Annotated in this window: 18 protein-coding genes; 11 read left to right on the forward strand and 7 right to left on the reverse strand. The window is 72.6% G+C overall.

The window, feature by feature from the left end:
* Window positions 1–128 precede the first annotated feature (128 nt).
* Window positions 129–1,328, reverse strand: coding sequence for an ROK family protein (locus ACQPWW_RS18835; RefSeq protein WP_433124294.1), 1,200 nt, complete (start codon window positions 1,326–1,328; stop codon window positions 129–131).
* 238 nt (window positions 1,329–1,566) lie between these two features.
* Between ACQPWW_RS18835 and ACQPWW_RS18840 the strand changes: the two genes are divergently transcribed.
* From ACQPWW_RS18840 to ACQPWW_RS18855, 4 genes are all read left to right on the forward strand, one after another.
* A complete protein-coding gene (locus ACQPWW_RS18840) occupies window positions 1,567–2,865 on the forward strand; it encodes an ABC transporter substrate-binding protein (RefSeq protein WP_433124295.1) in 1,299 nt (432 codons plus the stop codon).
* Between the two features lie 70 nt (window positions 2,866–2,935).
* The gene (locus ACQPWW_RS18845; protein WP_433124297.1) at window positions 2,936–3,928 is read left to right on the forward strand and encodes a carbohydrate ABC transporter permease; all 993 of its coding nucleotides are present in this window, start codon (window positions 2,936–2,938) and stop codon (window positions 3,926–3,928) included.
* The gene (locus ACQPWW_RS18850) at window positions 3,921–4,760 is read left to right on the forward strand and encodes a carbohydrate ABC transporter permease (protein WP_433124298.1); all 840 of its coding nucleotides are present in this window, start codon (window positions 3,921–3,923) and stop codon (window positions 4,758–4,760) included. Before ACQPWW_RS18845 ends, ACQPWW_RS18850 begins: the two co-directional genes overlap by 8 nt.
* Before the next feature lie 29 nt (window positions 4,761–4,789).
* The gene (locus ACQPWW_RS18855; RefSeq protein WP_433124299.1) at window positions 4,790–6,166 is read left to right on the forward strand and encodes a GH1 family beta-glucosidase; all 1,377 of its coding nucleotides are present in this window, start codon (window positions 4,790–4,792) and stop codon (window positions 6,164–6,166) included.
* A 59-nt stretch (window positions 6,167–6,225) separates the two neighbouring features.
* Here the strand turns inward: ACQPWW_RS18855 and ACQPWW_RS18860 are convergent, their stop codons facing one another.
* From ACQPWW_RS18860 to ACQPWW_RS18870, 3 genes are read right to left on the reverse strand one after another with little or no spacing between them, the layout of a single operon-like run.
* Window positions 6,226–8,691: an FtsX-like permease family protein gene (locus ACQPWW_RS18860; RefSeq protein WP_433124300.1), complete on the reverse strand. Its 2,466-nt coding sequence runs from the start codon at window positions 8,689–8,691 to the stop codon at window positions 6,226–6,228.
* Entirely contained in the window at window positions 8,688–9,413 is a 726-nt protein-coding gene (locus ACQPWW_RS18865; RefSeq protein ID WP_433124301.1) for an ABC transporter ATP-binding protein, read from the reverse strand. The genes ACQPWW_RS18860 and ACQPWW_RS18865 overlap by 4 nt, the downstream gene beginning before the upstream one ends.
* Complete coding sequence (locus tag ACQPWW_RS18870; protein WP_433124302.1) at window positions 9,410–10,024, reverse strand: PadR family transcriptional regulator; 615 nt, start codon at window positions 10,022–10,024, stop codon at window positions 9,410–9,412. Before ACQPWW_RS18870 ends, ACQPWW_RS18865 begins: the two co-directional genes overlap by 4 nt.
* A gap of 129 nt (window positions 10,025–10,153) precedes the next feature.
* On the opposite strand from ACQPWW_RS18870, the gene ACQPWW_RS18875 reads away from it, so the two are divergent.
* Window positions 10,154–10,840, forward strand: a complete 687-nt coding sequence (locus ACQPWW_RS18875; protein WP_433124304.1) for a TMEM175 family protein — start codon at window positions 10,154–10,156, stop codon at window positions 10,838–10,840.
* Here the strand turns inward: ACQPWW_RS18875 and ACQPWW_RS18880 are convergent, their stop codons facing one another.
* Complete coding sequence (locus ACQPWW_RS18880; protein ID WP_433124305.1) at window positions 10,841–11,449, reverse strand: nucleotidyltransferase family protein; 609 nt, start codon at window positions 11,447–11,449, stop codon at window positions 10,841–10,843.
* A 112-nt stretch (window positions 11,450–11,561) separates the two neighbouring features.
* Between ACQPWW_RS18880 and ACQPWW_RS18885 the strand changes: the two genes are divergently transcribed.
* The 6 genes from ACQPWW_RS18885 to ACQPWW_RS18910 are packed head-to-tail and all read left to right on the forward strand — an operon-like array spanning window position 11,562 to window position 16,727.
* Entirely contained in the window at window positions 11,562–12,059 is a 498-nt protein-coding gene (locus tag ACQPWW_RS18885) for a 2Fe-2S iron-sulfur cluster-binding protein (protein WP_433134423.1), read from the forward strand.
* Entirely contained in the window at window positions 12,056–13,039 is a 984-nt protein-coding gene (locus tag ACQPWW_RS18890) for an FAD binding domain-containing protein (RefSeq protein ID WP_433124306.1), read from the forward strand. Before ACQPWW_RS18885 ends, ACQPWW_RS18890 begins: the two co-directional genes overlap by 4 nt.
* Window positions 13,036–15,117: a xanthine dehydrogenase family protein molybdopterin-binding subunit gene (locus tag ACQPWW_RS18895; RefSeq protein ID WP_433124308.1), complete on the forward strand. Its 2,082-nt coding sequence runs from the start codon at window positions 13,036–13,038 to the stop codon at window positions 15,115–15,117. The genes ACQPWW_RS18890 and ACQPWW_RS18895 overlap by 4 nt, the downstream gene beginning before the upstream one ends.
* 27 nt (window positions 15,118–15,144) lie before the next feature.
* Window positions 15,145–15,510 carry an ArsR/SmtB family transcription factor gene (locus ACQPWW_RS18900; RefSeq protein WP_433124310.1) on the forward strand — a complete coding sequence of 122 codons (366 nt, stop codon included), beginning with the start codon at window positions 15,145–15,147 and terminating at the stop codon, window positions 15,508–15,510.
* Window positions 15,510–16,151 (forward strand): SRPBCC family protein, encoded by a 642-nt coding sequence (locus ACQPWW_RS18905; RefSeq protein ID WP_433124311.1) that lies wholly within the window; start codon window positions 15,510–15,512, stop codon window positions 16,149–16,151. Before ACQPWW_RS18900 ends, ACQPWW_RS18905 begins: the two co-directional genes overlap by 1 nt.
* Before the next feature lie 60 nt (window positions 16,152–16,211).
* The gene (locus ACQPWW_RS18910) at window positions 16,212–16,727 is read left to right on the forward strand and encodes an NUDIX domain-containing protein (protein ID WP_433124313.1); all 516 of its coding nucleotides are present in this window, start codon (window positions 16,212–16,214) and stop codon (window positions 16,725–16,727) included.
* A gap of 296 nt (window positions 16,728–17,023) precedes the next feature.
* Here the strand turns inward: ACQPWW_RS18910 and ACQPWW_RS18915 are convergent, their stop codons facing one another.
* Both ACQPWW_RS18915 and ACQPWW_RS18920 read right to left on the reverse strand, forming a co-directional pair.
* Window positions 17,024–18,481 (reverse strand): ATP-binding protein, encoded by a 1,458-nt coding sequence (locus ACQPWW_RS18915; RefSeq protein WP_433124314.1) that lies wholly within the window; start codon window positions 18,479–18,481, stop codon window positions 17,024–17,026.
* 115 nt (window positions 18,482–18,596) lie between these two features.
* The gene (locus ACQPWW_RS18920) at window positions 18,597–20,255 is read right to left on the reverse strand and encodes an FAD-dependent oxidoreductase (protein ID WP_433124315.1); all 1,659 of its coding nucleotides are present in this window, start codon (window positions 20,253–20,255) and stop codon (window positions 18,597–18,599) included.
* Between the last annotated feature and the right edge of the window lie 92 nt (window positions 20,256–20,347).

The following is a 20,347-nucleotide window of genomic DNA, read 5'->3' on the forward strand; positions in this document are numbered from 1 at the left end:
CGGAGAGCGCTCTCGTAGGAGTGTTGCGGCGAGATTGCGGCGGCGTCAAGACATCGATCTATAACTTCGTTATTTATCCCGAGGATTCTTTTTGGGTAATTTGCCGTCGGCCCGCGGAGTCGCACCCCTCAGCGGCGGACGCCACCCTCGGTGAGGAAGCGGGCGATCGGCAGCGTGGCGGCGCCCAACGCCACCGCGTCCACGCCGAGGCGACACAGCTCGATCGACGCCTGCTCGAACGGTTGGCGCAACGCCTGCCGACCGGCGGCCTCCCGGACGGCCGGCAGCAGGTCGCCAAGCGCCATCGCCGCCCAACCGCCGAGCACCACCCGCTCCGGGTTGAAGAGGTTGATCAGGTTGGCCACGCCCGCGCCGAGGTAGCCGGCGGTCTCGTCCAGCACCCGCCGCGCGGTCACCGAGGTGTCGGCGGCGGCGACCAGCGCGGCGAGCTGGGACTCCTCGTCCTCGCCCGGCACGGCTCGACCCCGGCGCGCCTCCCGGTAGCGGTCGATGATCGCCTCCGCGCCCACGTACGCCTCCAGGCAGCCGCGCGCCCCGCACCGGCAGGCCCGGCCGCCGTACACCAGGGTGGTGTGCCCCCACTCCCCCGCGCTGCTGGACGCGCCCCGGTAGGTGGCGCCGCCGGTCACCACCGACGCGCCCACGCCGGAGCCGACGAGCGCGAAGACGGCGTGCCGGGCGCCCCGGCCGGCGCCGAACCACATCTCGGCCTGACCGAGGGTCTTCGCGCCGTTGTCGATGTGCAGGGGCAGGTCGGTGCCCGCGCCGATCAGCCGCTCCAGCGGCACCCGGTCCCAGCCGAGGGCCTGGGCGTGCACGACGGCCTCGACGCCCTGCTCCACGACCCCCGAGACGCCGATGCCGACGCCGAGCACGTCGCCGGTGGCCACCTGCGCCTGCCCGGTCACCGCGTCGATGCCGGCCAGCACGTGCCCGGCCACCAGGTCCGGCTCGGTCCGGGCCGGGTCGAGCGGGTACTCGATGCTGGCCAGCAGGGTCATCGCGAAGTCGAACAGCTCCACCCGGACCCGGGTCTCGCCGACGTCCACGCCGACCACGAAGGCGAAGCGGCGAGCGATCCGCAGCAGCATGCTGGGCCGACCGCCGTCGGACTCGGCGGCGCCGGCCTCGGCGACCAACCCCTCGTCGATCAGGTCGGCCACCACGTTGCTGACCGCCGGCTGACTCAGCCCGGTGCTGCGCACCAGGTCCTGGCGGGTGAGCGGGCCGTCGAGGAAGAGCCTGGTCAGCAGGGCGGACCGGTTGCGCAGCCGCACGCTGCGGTTGGTGGCACGCGCCAGCTCCACTCGACACCTCGTTCCCGTTGGCCGTTCGAGGCGACTGTAACCGCCCCGTGCTTGACGACCCACTGACCAGCCACTTTAATGACGACATAATTTAAGCCGTGATGTAACTCCCGGGAAACGCCGACGGACCCCGACGGCGCAACCCCGAACCCTGTCCGCAGCCGGCCGCCCGTCGCCTTCGACCCCTATCGGCGACGGAGGTCGGCGGACCCCCACCACGCACCGGAAGGGCTGACCCGTGTCGAGACGACACCTCGGGATATTCACCGCCGCCGTACTGGCCGCGGCCTCGCTGACCGCCTGCGGCGGCTCCGGCGACGACTCCGCCGCCTCGCCCAAGACGCTCACCTACTGGGCCAGCAACCAGGGCGCCAGCCTGGAGGCCGACAAGACGATCCTCCAGCCCGAGCTGGACAAGTTCGAGAAGCAGACCGGGATCAAGGTCACCGTCGAGGTGGTCCCCTGGTCGGACCTGCTCAACCGGCTGCTGGCCGCCGCCGCCTCGGGCAAGGGCCCGGACGTTGTCAACATCGGCAACACCTGGTCGGCGTCGTTGCAGGCCACCGGCGCGCTCGTCGAGTTCGACGACGCCGCCCTGACCGCCGTCGGCGGCAAGGACCGGATCGTGCCCGCCGCGCTCGCCGCCGCCGGCGCCCCCGGCAAGCCGCCGGCCGCCGTGCCGCTCTACAGCATGGCGTACAGCCTGTACTACAACAAGAAGGCGTTCGCCGACGCCGGCATCACCGCGCCACCGACCACCTGGGAGCAGCTCGCCGAGGACGGCAAGAAGCTGAGCACCGGCGGCAAGTGGGGCCTGGCGATCGAGGGGGCGAACCCGTCGGAGAACGCCCACCACGCGTTCACCTTCAGCCAGCAGTACGGCGGTGAGTGGTTCGACTCGGCCGGCAAGCCGACCTTCGACACCCCGCAGAACGTCTCGGCGATCAAGCGGTACATCGACTTCATGGCCGCCGACAAGATCACCAACCCGAGCAACGCGGAGTACGCGCAGAACCAGTCGGTCTCCGACTTCGCCAACGGCAAGGCCGCCATGCTGCTGTGGCAGTCCGCCGGCTCGAACCTCAAGACGCAGAACATGCCCGCCGACGCGTACGGGGTGGCCCCGGTGCCGTTCCTGGCCAGCCCGCCGGCCGGCGGCAAGAAGGTCAACAGCATGGTCGCCGGCATCAACATGGCGGTCTTCAAGCACACGAAGAACAAGGACGGCGCGCTGAGCTTCGTGAAGTTCATGACCAGCGACGAGGAGCAGACGATCCTCAACAAGACGTACGGCTCGCTGCCGGCGGTGAAGACCGCGGGCTCCGACCCGGCGTTCAGCGCCACGGAGCAGAAGACCATCCAGGAGACCCTGGTCACCACGGCGGCCCCGCTGCCGCAGGTGCCCGAGGAGAGCACCTTCGAGACCCTGGTCGGCACCGCGATGAAGGAGCTGTTCGCGGACGCGGCCAGCGGCAAGCCGGTCACCGAGGCCTCGGTGAAGGCGAAGCTGACCGACGCGCAGCAGAAGATGCGCTGACCCAGGCGTCACCGGTGGCCGTGGTCAGGTGCTGAGCCTGGCCACGGCCACCGCCTCCGAGAGGACCCCGATGGCAACCAGCACCACCGCGCCGGACGCCGACCGGCGCGAACCCCGGGCCGGGTCACCGGCCCGGGGGCCGGCCCGCCGGCCCCGCGGCCCCCGCCGCTCACTCCTGCCGTATCTGCTGCTCGCCCCGGCCATCGTGCTGGAACTCGCCATCCACGTGATCCCGATGGTCGTCGGGGTCTGGATGAGCCTGCTGGAGCTGACCCAGTTCCACATCCGTGACTGGTCCACCGCGCCCTTCGTCGGGTTCGAGAACTACCGGGCGACGCTCGACCTGAACAGCGCCGCCGGCAAGGAACTGCTGCACTCGTTCTGGATCACCCTGGCCTACAGCCTGCTCTCGGTCGGGTTCGCCTGGCTGCTCGGCATCGCGGCGGCGGTCGTCCTGCAACGACCGTTCCGGGGCCGGGCAATCCTGCGGGCGCTCTTCCTCACCCCGTACGCCCTGCCCGTCTACGCCGCGGTGATCACCTGGAGCTTCCTGCTGCAACGCGACACCGGCCTGGTCAACCACGTCCTCGTCGACCAGCTCGGGGTGCTCGGCGAGCGGCCGTTCTGGTTGATCGGCGACAACAGCTTCTGGTCGCTGCTTGTGGTGTCGGTCTGGCGCAACTGGCCGTTCGCGTTCCTCTGCCTGATGGCGGGTCTGCAGAACGTGCCCGGCGAACTGTACGAGGCCGCCGCGATCGACGGCGCCGGGTTCTGGCGTCGGCTGCGCTCGGTCACCCTGCCGATGCTGCGGCCGGTGAACCTGGTGCTGCTGCTTGTGCTGTTCCTGTGGACCTTCAACGACTTCAACACCCCGTTCGTGCTCTTCGGCGGCTCCGCCCCCGCGCAGGCCGACCTCATCTCCATCCACATCTACCGCAGTTCCTTCAAGACCTGGGACTTCGGCTCCGGCTCGGCCATGTCGGTGGCGCTGCTGCTGTTCCTGATGATCGTCTCGGCCGCGTACCTGCTGATCACCAACCGTCGGAGGGACGACCATGCGTGAGACCGCCGGTGAGCGCTGGGGCCGGCGCATCGTGCTGACCCTGCTCACCCTCTTCGTCGTCATCCCGCTCTACGTGATGGTCACCTCCGCGGCGAAGCCGTTGCAGGACGTGCAGAACGGCTTCACCTGGTGGCCCAGCCGGCCCACGCTGCAACCGTTCGTGGACATGTGGAGCACCGTGCCCCTGGCCCGGTACCTGGTGAACAGCCTTGTGGTGTCGAGCATCGCGGCGATCTGCTCGGTGGCGGTGGCCATCTTCGCGGCGTTCGCGGTGAGCCGGTACCGGTTCCGGGGCCGGGGCGTGTTCTCGGTGACGGTGCTGTCCACCCAGATGTTCCCCGGCATCCTGTTCCTGCTGCCGCTGTTCCTCATCTACGTCAACCTGGGCAACGCCACAGGCATCGAGCTGTACGCCAGCCGGACCGGCCTGGTGATCACGTACCTGACCTTCTCGCTGCCGTTCTCGATCTGGATGCTCGTCGGCTACTTCGACTCGATCCCCCGCGGGCTGGACGAGGCGGCGCAGGTCGACGGGGCCGGGCCGCTGCGCACCCTGTTCCAGGTCATCCTGCCGGCCGCCGTGCCCGGCGTCGTGGCGGTCACCGTGTACGCGTTCATGACCGCCTGGGGCGAGGTGCTCTTCGCGTCGGTGATGACCGACGAGGGCAGCCGCACCCTGGCCGTCGGCCTCCAGGGCTACTCCACCCAGTTCAACGTCTACTGGAACCAGATCATGGCCGCCTCGCTGGTGGTCAGCGTCCCGGTCGTCGTCGGGTTCCTGGCCCTGCAGCGCTACTTCGTGGCCGGTCTCACCGCCGGCGCGGTCAAGTGAGTCAGTCAATCCCAGAGGAGACCCGTCCCGTGCCCGACCTGTCCAAGCTGCCACCCGACTTTCTCTGGGGTGTCGCCACGGCGGCGTACCAGATCGAGGGGGCCGTCGACGTCGACGGCCGGGCGCCGTCCATCTGGGACACCTTCTCGGCGATCCCCGGCAACGTCGACAACGGCGACACCGGCGCGGTGGCCTGCGACCACTACCACCGGTGGCCGGAGGACCTGGCGCTGCTGCGCCGGCTCGGCGTGGACGCGTACCGTTTCTCGGTGGCCTGGCCCCGGGTGATGCCCGACGGCGTCGGTCGGGTCAACCCCGCCGGGCTGGACTTCTACGACCGGCTCGTCGACAGGCTGCTCGCCGACGGGATCCGGCCGTTCGTCACGCTCTACCACTGGGATCTGCCGCAGGTTCTCCAGGACCGGGGCGGTTGGCCGGAACGCGCCACCGCCGAGGCGTTCGCCGACTACGCGGCGGTGGTCGCCGGTCGCCTCGGTGACCGGGTCGCCGACTGGAACACTGTCAACGAGCCGCTCTGCGTGTGCTGGATCGGGCACCTCGAGGGGAAGATGGCCCCCGGCGAGCGGGACCTGACCCGCGCGGTGCACGCCTCGCACCACGTGCTGCTCGGGCACGGGCTGGCCACCCAGGCGATCCGCGCCAACGCCGCCCGGCCGGCGTCGGTGGGCCTGGTGCTCAACCTCAGCCCGATCGAGGCGGCCACCGACCGGCCCGAGGACGTGGCGGCTGCCCGCCGGGCGGACGGGCACGTCAACAGGTGGTGGCTGGACCCGATCCACGGGCGTGGCTACCCGGCCGACATGATCGCCACCTACGGGGTCGAGCCACCGGTACGCGACAACGACCTCGCGGTGATCGCCACGCCCACCGACTTCCTCGGGGTGAACTACTACTTCCGGCAACTGGTGGTCGACGACCCGACCGGCGCGGCGCCGTACGCCCGGCAGGTGCCGGTGCCCGGCTCGGTGGAGACCGCGATGGGTTGGGAGATGTACCCGGCGGGCCTGGAGCGGCTGCTCGTCGACGTGCACGAGGAGTACCGGCCGGGCCGGATCATCGTCACCGAGAGCGGCTCGGCCTGGCCGGACGAGGTCACCGCGGACGGCACTGTGGAGGACAAGGAGCGCACCGACCACCTGGAGCAGCACCTGGCGGCGTGCGCGTCGGCGGTGGCCCGGGGGGTGCCCCTGGACGGCTACTTCGTCTGGTCGCTGCTCGACAACTTCGAGTGGGCGTACGGCTACGACAAGCGCTTCGGGTTGGTGCACGTCGACTACGCCACCCAGCGGCGGACGATGAAGGCGAGCGGCCTGCGCTACGCCGAGCTGATCCGCGCCCACCAGCGGCTGGCCCGCACGACCGGGACGGCCGCGCCGGTGGCCTGAGCGGGGGGCGGGACGCCCCGGGTGCCGTGCGGTCGGGCGGCACCCGGGGCGTCCCGGGTTCAGTCGAGCAGGCGGCGGGAGAAGTTCGGTGGCAGCCGGCCGGCGAGCAGCCAACCGCCGCCCGCCGCGAGCACCGGCAGCCCGCCGAGGATCGCCGCGAGGTGCACGACGGGCACCGTGCCGAGCGGGTCGAGGTCGCGGTGCAGCGCACCGGCCAGCGCGAGGTAGGCGCCGCCCACACCCAGCACGGCGCCGAGCAGGGCGAGCGCTCCGGCGGTGGTGGCGGTGAGGGTCCGGCGTACCCGTCGCCGCGCACCGGTGGCGATCAGCGTGCGCAGATCCGCCGCTCCCTCACCCCGGATCAGCCCGACGGTGGTCGCCAGCACGCCCAGCGCGAGCAGCGCGCCGGCGATGGTCGCGCCGGTACGCAGCCCGGTCAACGACCGCTGCTCCCGGCGCGATTCGACGGTGAGCCCGGCGGTGGCGGCCAGATCCTGCACTGTGGAGAGCTCCGCCGTGGTGAGAGCGTGGTCGGCCGCGACGAACCAGCCGACCCGTGCCGGCTGCCAGCCGTGCCGGCTCAGCGCGGCCGGGGTGATCAGTGCGTCGGGCAGCCCGGTGTAACCGGACCGGGGCAGGCTGCGCACTGTCGGCCGGACGTCGCGCTCCGGGATGTTCATCAGCTCCAGCACGCCGGTGCGGGTGGTGAGCACGTCGGTGCCGGGATCGACCACCGAGCCCGCCGCGCCGTTGAGCCGGAGCAGCCCGTCGTTGACCACGTAGAGCGGATGCGAGGTCGTCGACTCGCCGGGCGCCCTCGGTGGCCCGATCTCGACGGCCGGGTGACCGGTCGATCCCCCCTTACCACCCGGTTCGGTGTACGAGGCCACCACCGCCATGTCCAGCGGGATGACGGTGGACGCGCCCACCGTGGACGCGATGGTGTCGGCCCGGGCCTGCAGGGTGGCGAGTTCGGCCGCCGTGCGGTCCGGAATCACCGGCTCCGGTTGCCCGATCCGGATCAGTAACTGGCTGTCCGCGAGGTTGCCCAGCCCGGCTTCCTGGCGGCTGTGGTGATCGGCGGCAGCCGACCCGACCACCGCCGCCGCCGAGATGCCCACCGCGAGACTGATCGCGGCGAGTGCCGCGCCGGCGCGGGCCCGATAACGGGCCAGGTCGGTGAGGGCGAGCCGGACGGCCACCGGCAGACCGCCCCGGGCCGCCGCCAGCAGTGCGATGGCCAGCGGGCCGAGCAGTAGCACCCCGAGCGCGGTGCCGACACTGCCGACGGCGATCAACGGCGGGTTCGACCCGTCGGAGAGCACAAGCGCGGTCAGGCCCGCCGCGAGCAGCACGACCGCGGCCACGGCGGTCCGCCGGGCCCGCGGCGGTGTCGGCGGCCGGGCCGACAGCGCGCTCATGATCGGGGTACGGGTGACCGCCCGGGCCGGCCACCACGCCGCGGCGGTCGCGGTCATCACGGCCAGCAGCACGCCCGCGCCGAGCAGCGGCCAGGGCAGGTCGAACCGGTCGATGCGGTGCCCGGCGGCCGTCTCCACGAAGCCGGCGGTGACCAGCCAGGCGGCGACGCCGACGACCGTGCCGACGACCGCGGCGACCGCGCCGACCGCCGCGCCGTTGGCCAGCAGCACCAGTCGCAGGTGGCGACGGGTGGCGCCCATCGCCGCCAGCATGCCGAGCTGACGCAGTCGACGGTGTGCCAGCACCACGAACCCGGCAGCGGCGACCAGCGACACCAGCAGGAGCCCGACGGTGGCCAGCGCCAGCACGGCGACGGTCAGGGCGGTGCGCTCGTCCACCGGCCGCGACTCGCGTACCAGGGGACCGTCGATGGTCTGCCGGAACGCCTCCATGGTGCCGCGGTTGCCGCCGACCAGGACGGTCACCGACTCCGGCCGGTCGGCGTGCACGGGATCGGTGAGGGCGAACTCGTCGTGCAGGTCCGCCGGGTTCTCCACCACCCCGACGACCAGGCGGTCGCTGTCCCCGAGGTGGGCCCGGGCGCCGAGCCGGGTGCGCAGGACCTGCGCCACCCCGTCGGTCACCGCCACCTCGCCGGGTCCGGCCGGGTAGCGGCCCTCGCGCAGGGCGAGCATCGGCGGACCGTATGCCCCGGCGGGGTCCTGGGCCCGGACGTCGACCGGGTCGAAGCGCCCGGGCACCGGCACGTGCCGGTGCCCGATCACGTCGATCGCGCCGAACCACGCCCGGGCGGCGGCCACCCGGGCGTCCAGCACGGCCGGGTCGTCGCCGGGTAGCCGGATGAGCTGGTCGGCGCGGCCGAACGTGGCGTCGCTCGACGCGGCCAGGTTCCAGGTCGCGGCGACGCCGAACGTGGCGCCGGTGACCGCCACGCTGAGCAGGGTGATGGCCAGCAGTTGCTGACGCCACTCACGGCCGAACAGCCGTAGCGCCCAACGGATCATGGCGCGGCGGGCCGGGAGACCACCGCCGGCCGGCGGGGTCGCCTTCCCGCGCCTCGCCGGGGCCGGTGCGGTGCTCACGGGGCCAGGTCCGGGGTGAGCAGGGCGTCCGGTCCGGACGACGGCGCGGTCTGGTCGACCACCCGGCCGTCGCGGATGAAGATCACCCGGTCGGCCCAGGACGCGAGCTGGGCGTCGTGGGTGACCATCACTCCGGCGATGCCGCGCTTGCAGGCCGAGCGGAGCATCCGCATGACGGCCTCACCGTTCGTCGCGTCGAGCGCTCCGGTGGGTTCGTCGGCGAGGAGCAGTCGCCGCTGGCCCACCACCGCCCGGGCGATGGCGACCCGTTGCCGTTCACCGCCGGACAGGTCGTCCGGGAAATGACCGGCGCGGTCGGTCAGCCCCAGCTCGGCGAGCACCACCAGGGCGGCGGCGCGGGCCACGCGGGCCGGAGTGCCGTCGAGTTCGAGGGGCAGGGCCACGTTCTCCACTGCGGAGAGGCCGGCGAGAAGGTTCAGGTCCTGGAAGACGAAGCCCAGTGACCGGCGGCGCAGGCGGGCGGTCGCGTCGGCGGAGAGAGTGGTCAGGTCGGACCCGCACACCGTCACCTGACCGGCGGTGGGCTCCTCCAGGCTGCCGGCGATGGTCAGCAGCGTGCTCTTGCCGGAGCCGCTCGGACCCATGACCGCGACCAGTTCACCGGCGTCCACGTCGAGGTCGACCCCGCGCAGCGCGTGCACGGCCGCCGGGCCGCTGCCGTACACCTTGGACACCTGTCGCAGACTCAACACGGCGCTCATCGGCGGGCCTCCGCCGCGCGGTCGCGAGCGTCGCGGTGCCCCGCGGCCGGACCGGTCGCCGGGGTGTCCGGTGTTCGTCGTGCCTCGCCGCGGGTCGGCGGGTGGCTGCGCAGCCGGCTGTCGGCGGCGTCCAGCCAGCGGACGACGGCTTCCAACCGGAACAGCTCGGCGTCGACGACGAGGCCGAGGCCGACGTCCTCGGGCGCCGCGTCGGCCTTGAGGTGGGTGTAGCGCTGCATCTCCTCGACGATCCGGCGCCGGTGGGCCTGGAGGATCTCGTGCACGTCCACGTCGGGCAGCCGCGACGCCACCTGCACCTTCATCACCAGCTCGTCGCGCGGTGGCGGCCCGGCCTGGGGCGGCGTCCGCAGCCAACCGTGCAGCTCGCGTTCGCCGTCGGCGGTGAGCCGGTAGCGCTTCTGCGCGCCGTCACGGCCGGCGTCGTCGGACTCGACGTGCCCCTCCCGCTCCAGACGTTGCAGTGTGGTGTAGACCTGCCCGACGTTGAGTGGCCAGACCTCGCCGGTGCGCGCCTCGAACTCCTGCCGGAGCTGGAGACCGTATTTCGGTGCCTCGGTGAGCAGCGCCAGCATGGCGTGCCGGATGCTCACGAGCCATCACCCTGAGTCAGCATACTCGGTATAATACACAGTATTCTTTGCTGGGTGGACCCGGTCGCCAACGGGTCCCGCACCGGACAAACCGCCGCCGACGGTGCGCGCAGCGGTTAGCCTGCGCCAATGGCCGCAGCACCTGACGAGGTCGAGCAGTCCGACGCCGGGCCACAGAGATCCGGGACGGACCGGCTGACCGCGTTCAGCGACGGCGTGTTCGCCATCGTCATCACCCTGCTGGTGCTCGAACTGCGGGTGCCGGCGTACCACGAGGGTGAGTTGCTGGGCGCGCTGCTCGACGAGGGAGCGTCCTACCTGGCCTTCGTGGTGTCCTTCGTCTACGTCGGGGTGATCTGGCTCAACCACCAGGCGCTGCTCAGGCTGGTCCGCGCGACCACGCTCGCGCTGAGCTGGATCAACCTCGGCATCCTCTTCGGAGCGGTGATCATCCCGTTTCCGACAGCGGTGCTGGCGTCGGCGCTCACCCACGGCGACACCGACGACCGCCGGACGGCCGTCGCCCTGTACGCGCTGTCGGCCGCGCTGATGTCGGCACCCTGGCTGCTGTTCTTCGGCTACCTGCACCGCCACCCCACCCTGCTCGACCGCGAGGTCGGCCCCGAGCACGTCCGGGCGCAGCGACTACGGCCGGTGACCGGCCTGGTCCTGTACGCGCTGAGTGGCCTGCTCGGCTGGTTCGTCAACCCACTGCTCGGGCTGGTCGGCATCATCGTCATGATCGTTTACCATGCGGTCACCAGCGAGGGGCTGCGGCGCCGGCCGCGACGACGTTCGGCCGGTCGCCGCCGCTGATCACCCCGGCGGCGGCACCGCCCTGATCGCCACAGCTCGTGACAGGTCGGCCGAGGTGTCCACGTCGACCGGCGAGCCGACGTCGTCGCAGGGCACCTCGACCACCAGGTCCGGGCGGGCGCGCAGCAGGTCTCGGGCACCGCGCTCGCCGACGGCGTAGCTGTCCAGCAGCGGCCAGGTCGCGCGGCCCAGCAGCACCGGGTGCCCCGGCCGGCCGGCGTAGGTGGCGACCGCGACGACGGCGCCCCCGGCGTACGCGGCCCGCACCCGACGGATCGCGAGCGGGCTGAGCAGTGGCTGGTCGACGAGGACCACCACGACCGCCGGCACCGTGTCCGGCAGCGAGGCGAGACCCCGGCGCAGCGACGAGCCCAGACCCTCGCGCCAGCCCTCGTGGCGTACCGGCACCGCGCCGGGCAGCTCGGGCAACTCGTCCGCGCCAGCGCCCACGACCACGTGCACCGGCGCGCAGCCGCCGGCGCGCAGCAACCGGACCCCACGTCGCGCCAGCGGCTCCCCGGCCAGCTCGACCAGCGCCTTGGGCCGGCCGTAGCGTCGTCCGGCGCCAGCGGCCAGCAGCAGCCCGGCGATCATCGGCAGATCCGGCACCCGGACCACCTCCCGCGTTATTCGCCCCTGTTCGTACCGGTAAAGCTAATCTGGGCCGGTGCAGGGCGGACCCGAGAACGCGACGACGACCGACGAGCGGCACTCGTCCCGGGTGACGGTCGAGGTCAACGGCTCGGCCCGGGCGGTGACGCTGGACAACCGCACCACCCTGCTCGACGCGCTGCGCGAGCACCTCGGCCTGACCGGGGCGAAGAAGGGTTGCGACCACGGCCAGTGCGGCTCCTGCACCGTGCTGCTGGACGGTCGCCGGGTGAAGAGCTGCCTGATCTTCGCGGTCACCGTGGACGGCCACTCGGTGGTCAGCGTCGAAGGGCTGGCCGGGCCGGACGAGCTGTCCCCGTTGCAGGCCGCGTTCATCGCGCACGACGCGTTCCAGTGCGGCTACTGCACGCCGGGGCAGCTCTGCTCCGCCCGCGGGATGCTCGACGAGGTCGCCCGGGGTTGGCCGAGCGCCGTCACCGACGACCTGACCGCGCCGGTTGAGCTGACCGACGCGGAGATCCGCGAACGGATGGCCGGCAACCTGTGCCGCTGCGCCGCGTACCCGCACATCGTGGCGGCCGTCCGCGAGACGGCAGCGACGCGATGAGGGCGTTCCGCTACCACCGGCCGGCCGACGTGGCCGACGCGGTCGCCGTGCTCAGCGCGGAGCCGCACGCGGCCTACCTGGGCGGCGGCACCAACCTGGTGGACCTGATGAAACTCGGGGTGCAACGCCCCGACGTGCTGGTGGACGTGACCGGGCTCCCGCTGGACACCGTGGAGGAGTTGCCCGACGGCGGGCTGCGCATCGGCGCGACCGTCCGCAACAGTGACCTCGCGGCCCACCCGATGGTCCGCCGCGACTACCCGGTGCTGGCCCGCGCCCTGCTCGCCGCCGCCTCCGGGCAGCTGCGCAACATGGCCACCACCGGCGGCAACCTGTTGCAGCGCACCCGCTGCGTCTACTTCCAGGACACCGGCAAGGCGTGCAACAAGCGTGCGCCGGGCAGCGGTTGCGCCGCGCTGCACGGCCAGAACCGCGACCTGGCGGTGCTGGACTGGTCCGAACAGTGCGTGGCCACCCACCCGTCCGACCTGGCCGTTGCGCTGACCGCACTCGACACCGTGGTGCAGGTGCACGAGACCGACGGGCCCCGCGACATCCCGATCGCCGCCCTGTACCGCTCCCCCGGCACGCACCCGGAGCGGGAGACCACCCTGGCCCGGGGCGCACTGATCACCGCCGTCCGGTTGCCACCGCTGCCGGCCGCGCGCCGCTCGACGTACCTCAAGGTGCGCGACCGGGCCTCGTTCGCCTTCGCCGCCGGGTCGGTGGCGGCGGTGCTGGACCTCGACGGCGACGTGGTCCGCGACGTGCGGCTGGCGTACGGGGCGGTGGCGCACCGACCATGGCGGGCCTACCGGGCCGAGGAGGAGCTGCGGGGTCGACCGTTCAGCCCCGAGCTGGCCGCGCGGGCCGCCGACGCGGAGCTGGCCGAGGCCCGCCCGTTGCGACACAACGGCTTCAAGGTGCCGCTGACCCGGGCCATCACCGTGCGGGCGCTCAGCGAGCTGGCGTCGTCGTGACCACCGACGCCGTCGGCCGCGCGTACCCCCGGTTGGAGGGTCGCGAAAAGGTCACCGGCACGGCCCGCTACGCGGTGGAGTACCCGGTGGACGGGGTCACCTACGGCTGGGCGGTGCCGTCGGCGGTGGTCCGGGGCCGGATCACCCGGGTCGACACCACCGAGGCGCTCGCGTCGCCGGGCGTGCTGGCCGTCCTGCACCACGGCAACGCGCCCCGCCTCGCGCCCGGCCCCGAGCCGGAGCTGTGGCTGTTGCAGTCGCCGGCGGTGCACTACCGGGGGCAGTACGTCGCCGTCGTGGTGGCCACCAGCCTGGAGGCGGCGCGCGAGGGCGCCCGGCTGGTCCGGATCGACTACGACGCCGGCCCGCACAGCACCGTGCTCACCGACGAGCACCCCGGCCTGTACCGGCCGGACCACGTCAACCCCAGCTATCCCACCGACACCGCCGAGGGTGACTTCGACGCCGGGTACGCGGCGGCACCGGTGCGGGTGGACGCCACGTACCGCACGCCGGCGTACCACAACAACCCGATGGAGCCGCACGCCACGACGGCGCAGTGGCGCGACGGGCGGCTGCTGGTGCACGACTCCACCCAGGGCGCGTCACCGGTACGGGCCACCCTGGCCGAACTGTTCGAGCTGCCCCCGGAGTCGATCCGGGTGGTCGCCGAGCACGTCGGTGGCGGCTTCGGCAGCAAGGGGTACGCCAAGTCCTCGGTGGTGCTGGCCGCCCTCGCCGCCCGGCACGTGGACCGGCCGGTCAAGCTGGCGCTGACCCGGCAGCAGCTGTTCGGGCCGGTCGGCTACCGCACCCCCACCATCCAACGGGTCCGCCTCGCCGCCGACGCCGACGGGCGACTCACCGCGATCTGCCACGACGCGATCAGTCAGACCTCGACCATCCGGGAGTTCGCCGAACAGACCGCCGTCTACACCCGCAGCATGTACGCCGCACCGCACCGCCGCACCACGCATCGGCTGGCCCGCCTCGACGTGCCCACGCCGTTCTGGATGCGCGCCCCCGGCGAGTGCCCCGGCGCGTACGCCCTGGAGTCGGCGATGGACGAGCTGGCCATCGCCACCGGCATCGACCCGGTGGAGCTGCGCATCCGCAACGACACGGCGGTCGACCCGGATCAGGGGCGACCGTTCACCAGCCGCAACCTGGTGGCCTGCCTGCGCGAGGGCGCGCAGCGGTTCGGCTGGACCGACCGGGACCCGATGCCCCGCTCCCGGCGCGACGGGCGCTGGCTGATCGGCACGGGGGTGGCCGGGTCGAGCTACCCGGCCCGGGCCCGGCCGTCGTCGGCCGCCGCCACGGCCCGCCCGGACGGGAGCTTCCTGGTCCGGATCAACGCCACCGACATCGGCACCGGCGCCCGCACGGCGATGTGGCAGGTGGCCGCCGACGCCCTCGGGGCGCCGCCGGAGCGGGTGGAGATCCGGATCGGGGACAGTGCGCTGCCGGTCGCGCCGTTGGCCGGCGGCTCGATGGGCACCGCGAGCTGGAGCTGGGCGGTCATCCGCGCCTGCCAGGGCGTGCGCGAGAAGCTGCGCGACAACCCCGGCGAGATGACCGTCGAGGTCGACACCGCCGAGGAGGTGGCCGGGCAGCCGACCCTGCCCCGGTACGCGTACGGGGCGCAGTTCGTCGAGGTGCGGGTGGACGCGGACACCGGCGAGGTGCGGCTGAACCGGATGCTCGGGGTGTTCGCGGCCGGTCGCGTGGTCAACCCGACGACGGCCCGCAGCCAGCTCATCGGCGGCATGACGATGGGGCTGTCGATGGCGCTGCACGAGGAGGGCCTGCTCGACGAGCGGTACGGCGACTGGGTCAATCACGACCTGGCCACCTATCACATCACCGGCTGCGCGGACGTTGAGTCCATCGAGGCGTACTGGCTGGACGAGCGGGACGACGAGCTGAACCCGGCCGGGGTGAAGGGCATCGGCGAGATCGGCATCGTCGGCGCGGCGGCGGCGGTCGCCAACGCGGTGCACCATGCCACCGGCGTGCGGGTCCGGGACCTGCCGATCCGGCTGGACAAGCTGATCGGGTCATCACGCTTGGCTTAAATAAGCCAGTACTGATATAAAGGTCCCGTGCACGCCTTCGACGTGCTGGGCGATCCGGTCCGGCGCCGCATCCTGGAGCTGCTCGCCACCGGCGAGCAGACCGCCGGCGCAGTCAGCGCGGTCATCCGCGACGAGTTCGGCATCTCCCAGCCCGCCGTGTCCCAGCACCTCAAGGTGTTACGGGACAACGGTTTCGCCACAGTGCGGCCGGAGGGCGCCCGGCGGCTGTACGCGGTCGACCCACGGCCACTGCGGGAGGTCGACGGCTGGCTGGAGCACTTCCGCCGGTTCTGGACCCCGCCCCTGGCGGCACTCGCCACCGAGCTGGCCCGGGGCCGACGCGACCGTCGGCTCCGCGAGCTGGCCGACCCACCCGACGAGAGGAACACCTGATGTTCGACGCCACCGAGCAGATCAACGCCGTACGGCGCACGGTCGGCAGCCGCACCCTGGAGGCCGGCGAGGCCCGGGTGACCACGATCAGCCAGACCTACCAGGCGACGGCCGAGGATCTGTGGGACGCCTGCACCAACGCCGAGCGCATCCCCCGCTGGTTCCTGCCGATCTCCGGCGACCTGCGGCTGCACGGCAAGTACGAACTCCAGGGCAACGCCCACGGCGTCATCGAGAGCTGCGAGCCGCCGCACCGCTTCACCGCCACCTGGGAAATGGGCGGCGAGGTGAGCTGGATCGAGGTGCGGATCACCCCGGTCGACGACGAGCGGGCCCGCCTCGACCTGGACCACATCGCGCACGTCGACCAGGACCGGTGGGCCCAGTTCGGGCCGGGCGCAGTCGGCGTCGGCTGGGATCTCGGGCTGCTCGGTCTCGCCTCCCACCTGGCCGGCGACGGCAGCGGGGTCACCCCGGAGCAGGCCGCCGAGTGGACCGCCTCCGCCGAGGGCCGACGGGCCATGGAGCTGAGCAGCCGACTGTGGTGTGCGGCGAGCATCGCCGCCGGCACCGACCCCGACGAGGCGAACGCCGCCGCCGCGCGCACCACCGCCTTCTACACCGGCGCCCCGGAGGCCTGAGCGCAGCGGCTCAACCGCGGCACGGCTGCCCGAGCGGCGATCGGAGTAACGTGCTGCGGCATGACCGGCACGCCGTACGCGCACTGCTCCTACTGCGGTGCGGCCTACCCGGCGGCGGCCGGGTGGCCGCGGGTCTGCGCGGTCTGCGGGGAGACCGTCTGGCGCAACCCGCTGCCGGTGGCGGTCGCGGTGCTGCCGGTCCGCACGAGCGAGGGCCTGGGCGTGGTGGTGGTCCGCCGGGACATCGAGCCGGCCCGTGGCCTGCTCGCGCTGCCCGGCGGGTTCATCGAGTACGGCGAGGACTGGTCCGACGCGCTCGTGCGTGAGCTACGGGAGGAGACCGGCCTGGTCGCGGCGGCCGAGGACGCCCGACTGTTCGCGGTGCACGGCGCCCCGGCGGGCGGCACCATGATGGTCTTCGGAGTGCTGCCCGAGCGCGCCGCCGAGGAGCTGCCGCCGTCCACTGCGACGGAGGAGGCGACCGAGTGGCTGGTGCTCACCGACCCGGTCGAGTTGGCGTTCTCCACCCACACGCGGGTCCTCGCCGACTTCCTCACCCCCGACCGCAGAACCTGACCCCGCGCGTCACCCCGCGCGGCGTGTGACCCCGCCGCGTCTGAGCCCGCCGCGTCTGCACCCGCCACGTCTGCACCCGCCACGTCTGAGCCCGCCCCGCTCGCACGCGACCCCGAGCGCGCGTCACCCACTCGATCGAGCAAGATCGTGCTCGATCCTTGTTGTAGTGGCATCGCGAGCCGGCGAGGCCACTACTTCCTGGTTCGAGCACGATCTTGCGGCGCGCGGGGCGCGGGGCGCGGGGCGCGGGGCTCGGGGCGCGGGGCGCGGGGCTCGGCGGCGACCGCCCGTTGTCTCTAGGTAGTCGGCGCGTCGTGTGGCGCCTCCGGTGTGCCCTCCGTGATCGGCAGCAGCACCCGGAACGTGGTCCGTCCGGGCTCGGTCTCCACCCGGATGTCGCCGTGGTGCTTGTGCACCACGATCCGGTACGAGATGTCCAGCCCCAGGCCGGTGCCCGCGCCCACCGGCTTGGTGGTGAAGAACGGCTCGAAGATGCGCGGACGCACCTCGGGCGGGATACCCGGGCCGGTGTCGGTGACCTCCACCGCCAGCAGGTCACCCACCCGTCCGGTGTGGATGGTCAGCACCCCCTTCTCCCCCATGGCGCCCAACGCGTTGTCGATCAGGTTGGTCCACACCTGGTTCAGCTCGGCCGCGTACGCCGGGACCGGCGGGATGCCGCGGTCGTACTCGCGGACCAGCTTGACCTCGGCGGGGATCTTCCCCTTGAACATCACAAGCGTGGCGTCGAGCAGGTCGTGCACGTCCACCACCCGGTGGGGTGCGCGGTCCAGCTGCGAGTACTGCTTGGCGGCGCCGACCAGGCCGGAGATCCGGGTGACCGAGTCCCCGATCTCGCGCATCAGCAGCTCGGTGTCCACCGTGTAGGTGAGCCAGCGCACCGCCGCCTCCAGGTCCGCGGCACCGACCGCGGCCTTCACCTGCGCCAACCAGGCCGCGTCGAGACCGCCGCCCACCAGGATCGGCGCCAGGTCCCAGGCGCCGTCGACCCCGTGCTCCTCCAACCAGTCGGTGAGGGTGTCCTCCGCGTCGGCGGTGGCCATCGGGGTCAACGTCGGCGCGGTGGCCACCCGGGCCACCGCCTCCTCCTGCAACGCGACGAGGCCGTGCAGGGCGGTGCCGTCGAGCCGACCATCGGCGATCATGGCAAGCTTGTGCCGCATCCCGGCGACCCGGTCCCGCAACACCGAGGTGGCGCGCACCGCCGCCGCGGCCGGGTTGTTCAGCTCGTGGGTCAGCCCCGCCGACAGCGAACCGAGCGCCAACAGCCGCTCCCGTTCGCCGACGATGGTCTGCGAGTCCCGCATGCCGAAGAACAGCCCCTCCAGCAGATGCATGGGCATCGGGAACCAGGACCGCAGCGCGTGCGCGAAGTCCTCCGCCGGCAGCACGAAGAAGTCCGCGTCGGTCACCGCCCGCAGACTGTTGCGGTAGACCTGGTCGACCTGGTCACCCAGGTACGCCTGGACGGCCCCACCGTACACGCCGCGCTGGTCGGTCCGGCTGACCTCGACATCGTCGCCCCGCACCTGCCGGCTCAGCGCCACCGCGCCGCGCACCAGCACGAAGAAGCAGGTCGCCGGCTCACCCTCGGCGTACACGAGGGTGCCGCCGGCACGCTGCTCGACGCGGCCACGCTCGGCCAGCCAGTCCAACTGCCCGTCGTCGAGCGCCTCGAACAGGAACAGGGTGCGCAACTGCGCGGGTGTCAGCCGATCAGACGCGGTGGTCACGGGGTCTCCTTCGTTCGCGACTGCGGGGGGCGCACAACCGGCTCACTCCTCGCGCTCACTGGGCCACCTTTCGTTCGCGACTGCGGGGCTCGCACAACCGGCTCACTCCTCGCGCTCACTGGGCTTCCAGGTAGCGGTGCACGAGCGACACCGCCATCGCGCCCTCACCGACGGCCGAGGCGACCCGCTTGACCGACTCGGCCCGCACGTCTCCGGCCGCGAACACGCCCGGCACGCTGGTCTCCAGGTGGTACGGGTCGCGCGACAGCGACCAGCCGGCGGGCCGGCGCCCGCCGGCCACCAGGTCCGGGCCGGTGACGATGAAGCCGCGCCCGTCCCGGACCAGCACCCCGTCCAACCAGTCGGTACGGGGCTCCGCGCCGATGAAGATGAACAACCAGGAGGTGTCGACCGAGCGGGCCTCCCCGGTGCGGGTGTCGCAGAGGGTGAGCCGTTGCAGGTGGTCCTCACCCGCCCCGCCCACCACCGCGGTATGCGGGTGCACGGTGATCCGGTCGATCCGTTCCAACTGGTCGATCAGGTAACGCGACATCGAGGCGGTCAGGTCCGCGCCCCGGATCAGCAGGTGCACCCTCGACGCGTACCGGGAGAAGTGCACCGCCGCCTGGCCGGCGGAGTTGGCCCCGCCGACGATGTAGACCTCCTGCTCGACGCAGCTCGGCGCCTCGGTCGCGGCGGCGCCGTAGAACACCCCCCGACCGGTGAAGTCAGCCAGCCCGGGAGCGTCCAGCACCCGGTACGACACCCCGGTGGCAAGCACCACTGTGTGCGCCGCGATCTCGGAGCCGTCGCCGAAGCGCAACAGCCGGGCGCCCCCGGCCTCACTGAGGCCGACCACCTCCCGGGCACTGAGCAACTCGGCCCCGAACTTGACCGCCTGCCGCCGGGCCCGATCGGTCAACTGGGCGCCCGAGACGCCGTCGGGGAAGCCCAGATAGTTCTCGATCCGGCTGCTCTGCCCGGCCTGCCCACCGGTCGCCCGCCGCTCGACGAGCACGGTGCGCAGCCCCTCCGACGCGCCGTACACCGCCGAACCGAGGCCGGCCGGGCCGCCGCCGATCACCACCAGGTCGTAGAAGTCCGACGCGGGCACCACGGTCAGCCCCGCCAGCGCGGCCAACTCGGCCTCACTCGGGGCGATCAACGCCTTACCGTCGGCCGTCACCACAAGCGGCACGTCCGCCTCGGTGGCCCCGGCCGCGTCGAGCAGGCGGGCGCCCTCCGGGTCGTCGGACAACATCCACCGGTACGGCACCAGGTTGCGCGCCAGGAAGTCACGGACCTTGAACGACGGCGCCGACCAGCGGTGCCCGACGACCCGGATCTCGGCGCTCGCCGCGTCCGGGGTGACCGACCACGCCTCCAACAGCCCGTCGACCACCGGGTACAGCTTCTCCTCCGGCGGATGCCAGGGCTTGAGCAGGTAGTGGTCCAGGTCCACGACGTTGATCGCCTCGATCGCGGCGTCGGTGTCCGCGTACGCGGTGAGCAACACCCGGCGAGCCGCCGGGAAGATGTCCATTGCCGCTTCCAGGAACTCCACGCCGGTCATCTCCGGCATCCGGTGGTCGGCCAGCAGCAGCGCCACCTGTTCGCCGCGCAGCTTCACCTCCCGCAGCGCGTCCAGCGCCTCGGGCCCGGAGGAGGCCCGCAGCACCCGGTAGCGGTCGCCGTAACGGCGGCGGATGTCCCGAGCCACCGCACGGGACACCACGGGGTCGTCGTCGACGGTCAGGATCACCGGGTTCGCCATGGCGCCATGAAATCACCTGTTGCGGGTCGGCCGCATCACCGCCCCGGGCACTGCGGCACGGTTGACCGGGTTCGGGATGGGTAAGCCGGGGA

Source organism: Micromonospora sp. CA-240977, from assembly GCF_050942285.1.
Classification (GTDB): domain Bacteria; phylum Actinomycetota; class Actinomycetes; order Mycobacteriales; family Micromonosporaceae; genus Micromonospora.

What these genes read in the sequence shown, in the direction of transcription:
- ACQPWW_RS18920 (WP_433124315.1), bottom strand. Translation starts at nt 20,255, where the DNA reads ATGGCGAACCCGGTGATCCTGACCGTCGACGACGACCCCGTGGTGTCC.
- ACQPWW_RS18845 (WP_433124297.1), top strand. Translation starts at nt 2,936, where the DNA reads ATGGCAACCAGCACCACCGCGCCGGACGCCGACCGGCGCGAACCCCGG.
- ACQPWW_RS18850 (WP_433124298.1), top strand. Translation starts at nt 3,921, where the DNA reads ATGCGTGAGACCGCCGGTGAGCGCTGGGGCCGGCGCATCGTGCTGACC.
- ACQPWW_RS18910 (WP_433124313.1), top strand. Translation starts at nt 16,212, where the DNA reads ATGACCGGCACGCCGTACGCGCACTGCTCCTACTGCGGTGCGGCCTAC.
- ACQPWW_RS18890 (WP_433124306.1), top strand. Translation starts at nt 12,056, where the DNA reads ATGAGGGCGTTCCGCTACCACCGGCCGGCCGACGTGGCCGACGCGGTC.
- ACQPWW_RS18865 (WP_433124301.1), bottom strand. Translation starts at nt 9,413, where the DNA reads ATGAGCGCCGTGTTGAGTCTGCGACAGGTGTCCAAGGTGTACGGCAGC.
- ACQPWW_RS18875 (WP_433124304.1), top strand. Translation starts at nt 10,154, where the DNA reads ATGGCCGCAGCACCTGACGAGGTCGAGCAGTCCGACGCCGGGCCACAG.
- ACQPWW_RS18905 (WP_433124311.1), top strand. Translation starts at nt 15,510, where the DNA reads ATGTTCGACGCCACCGAGCAGATCAACGCCGTACGGCGCACGGTCGGC.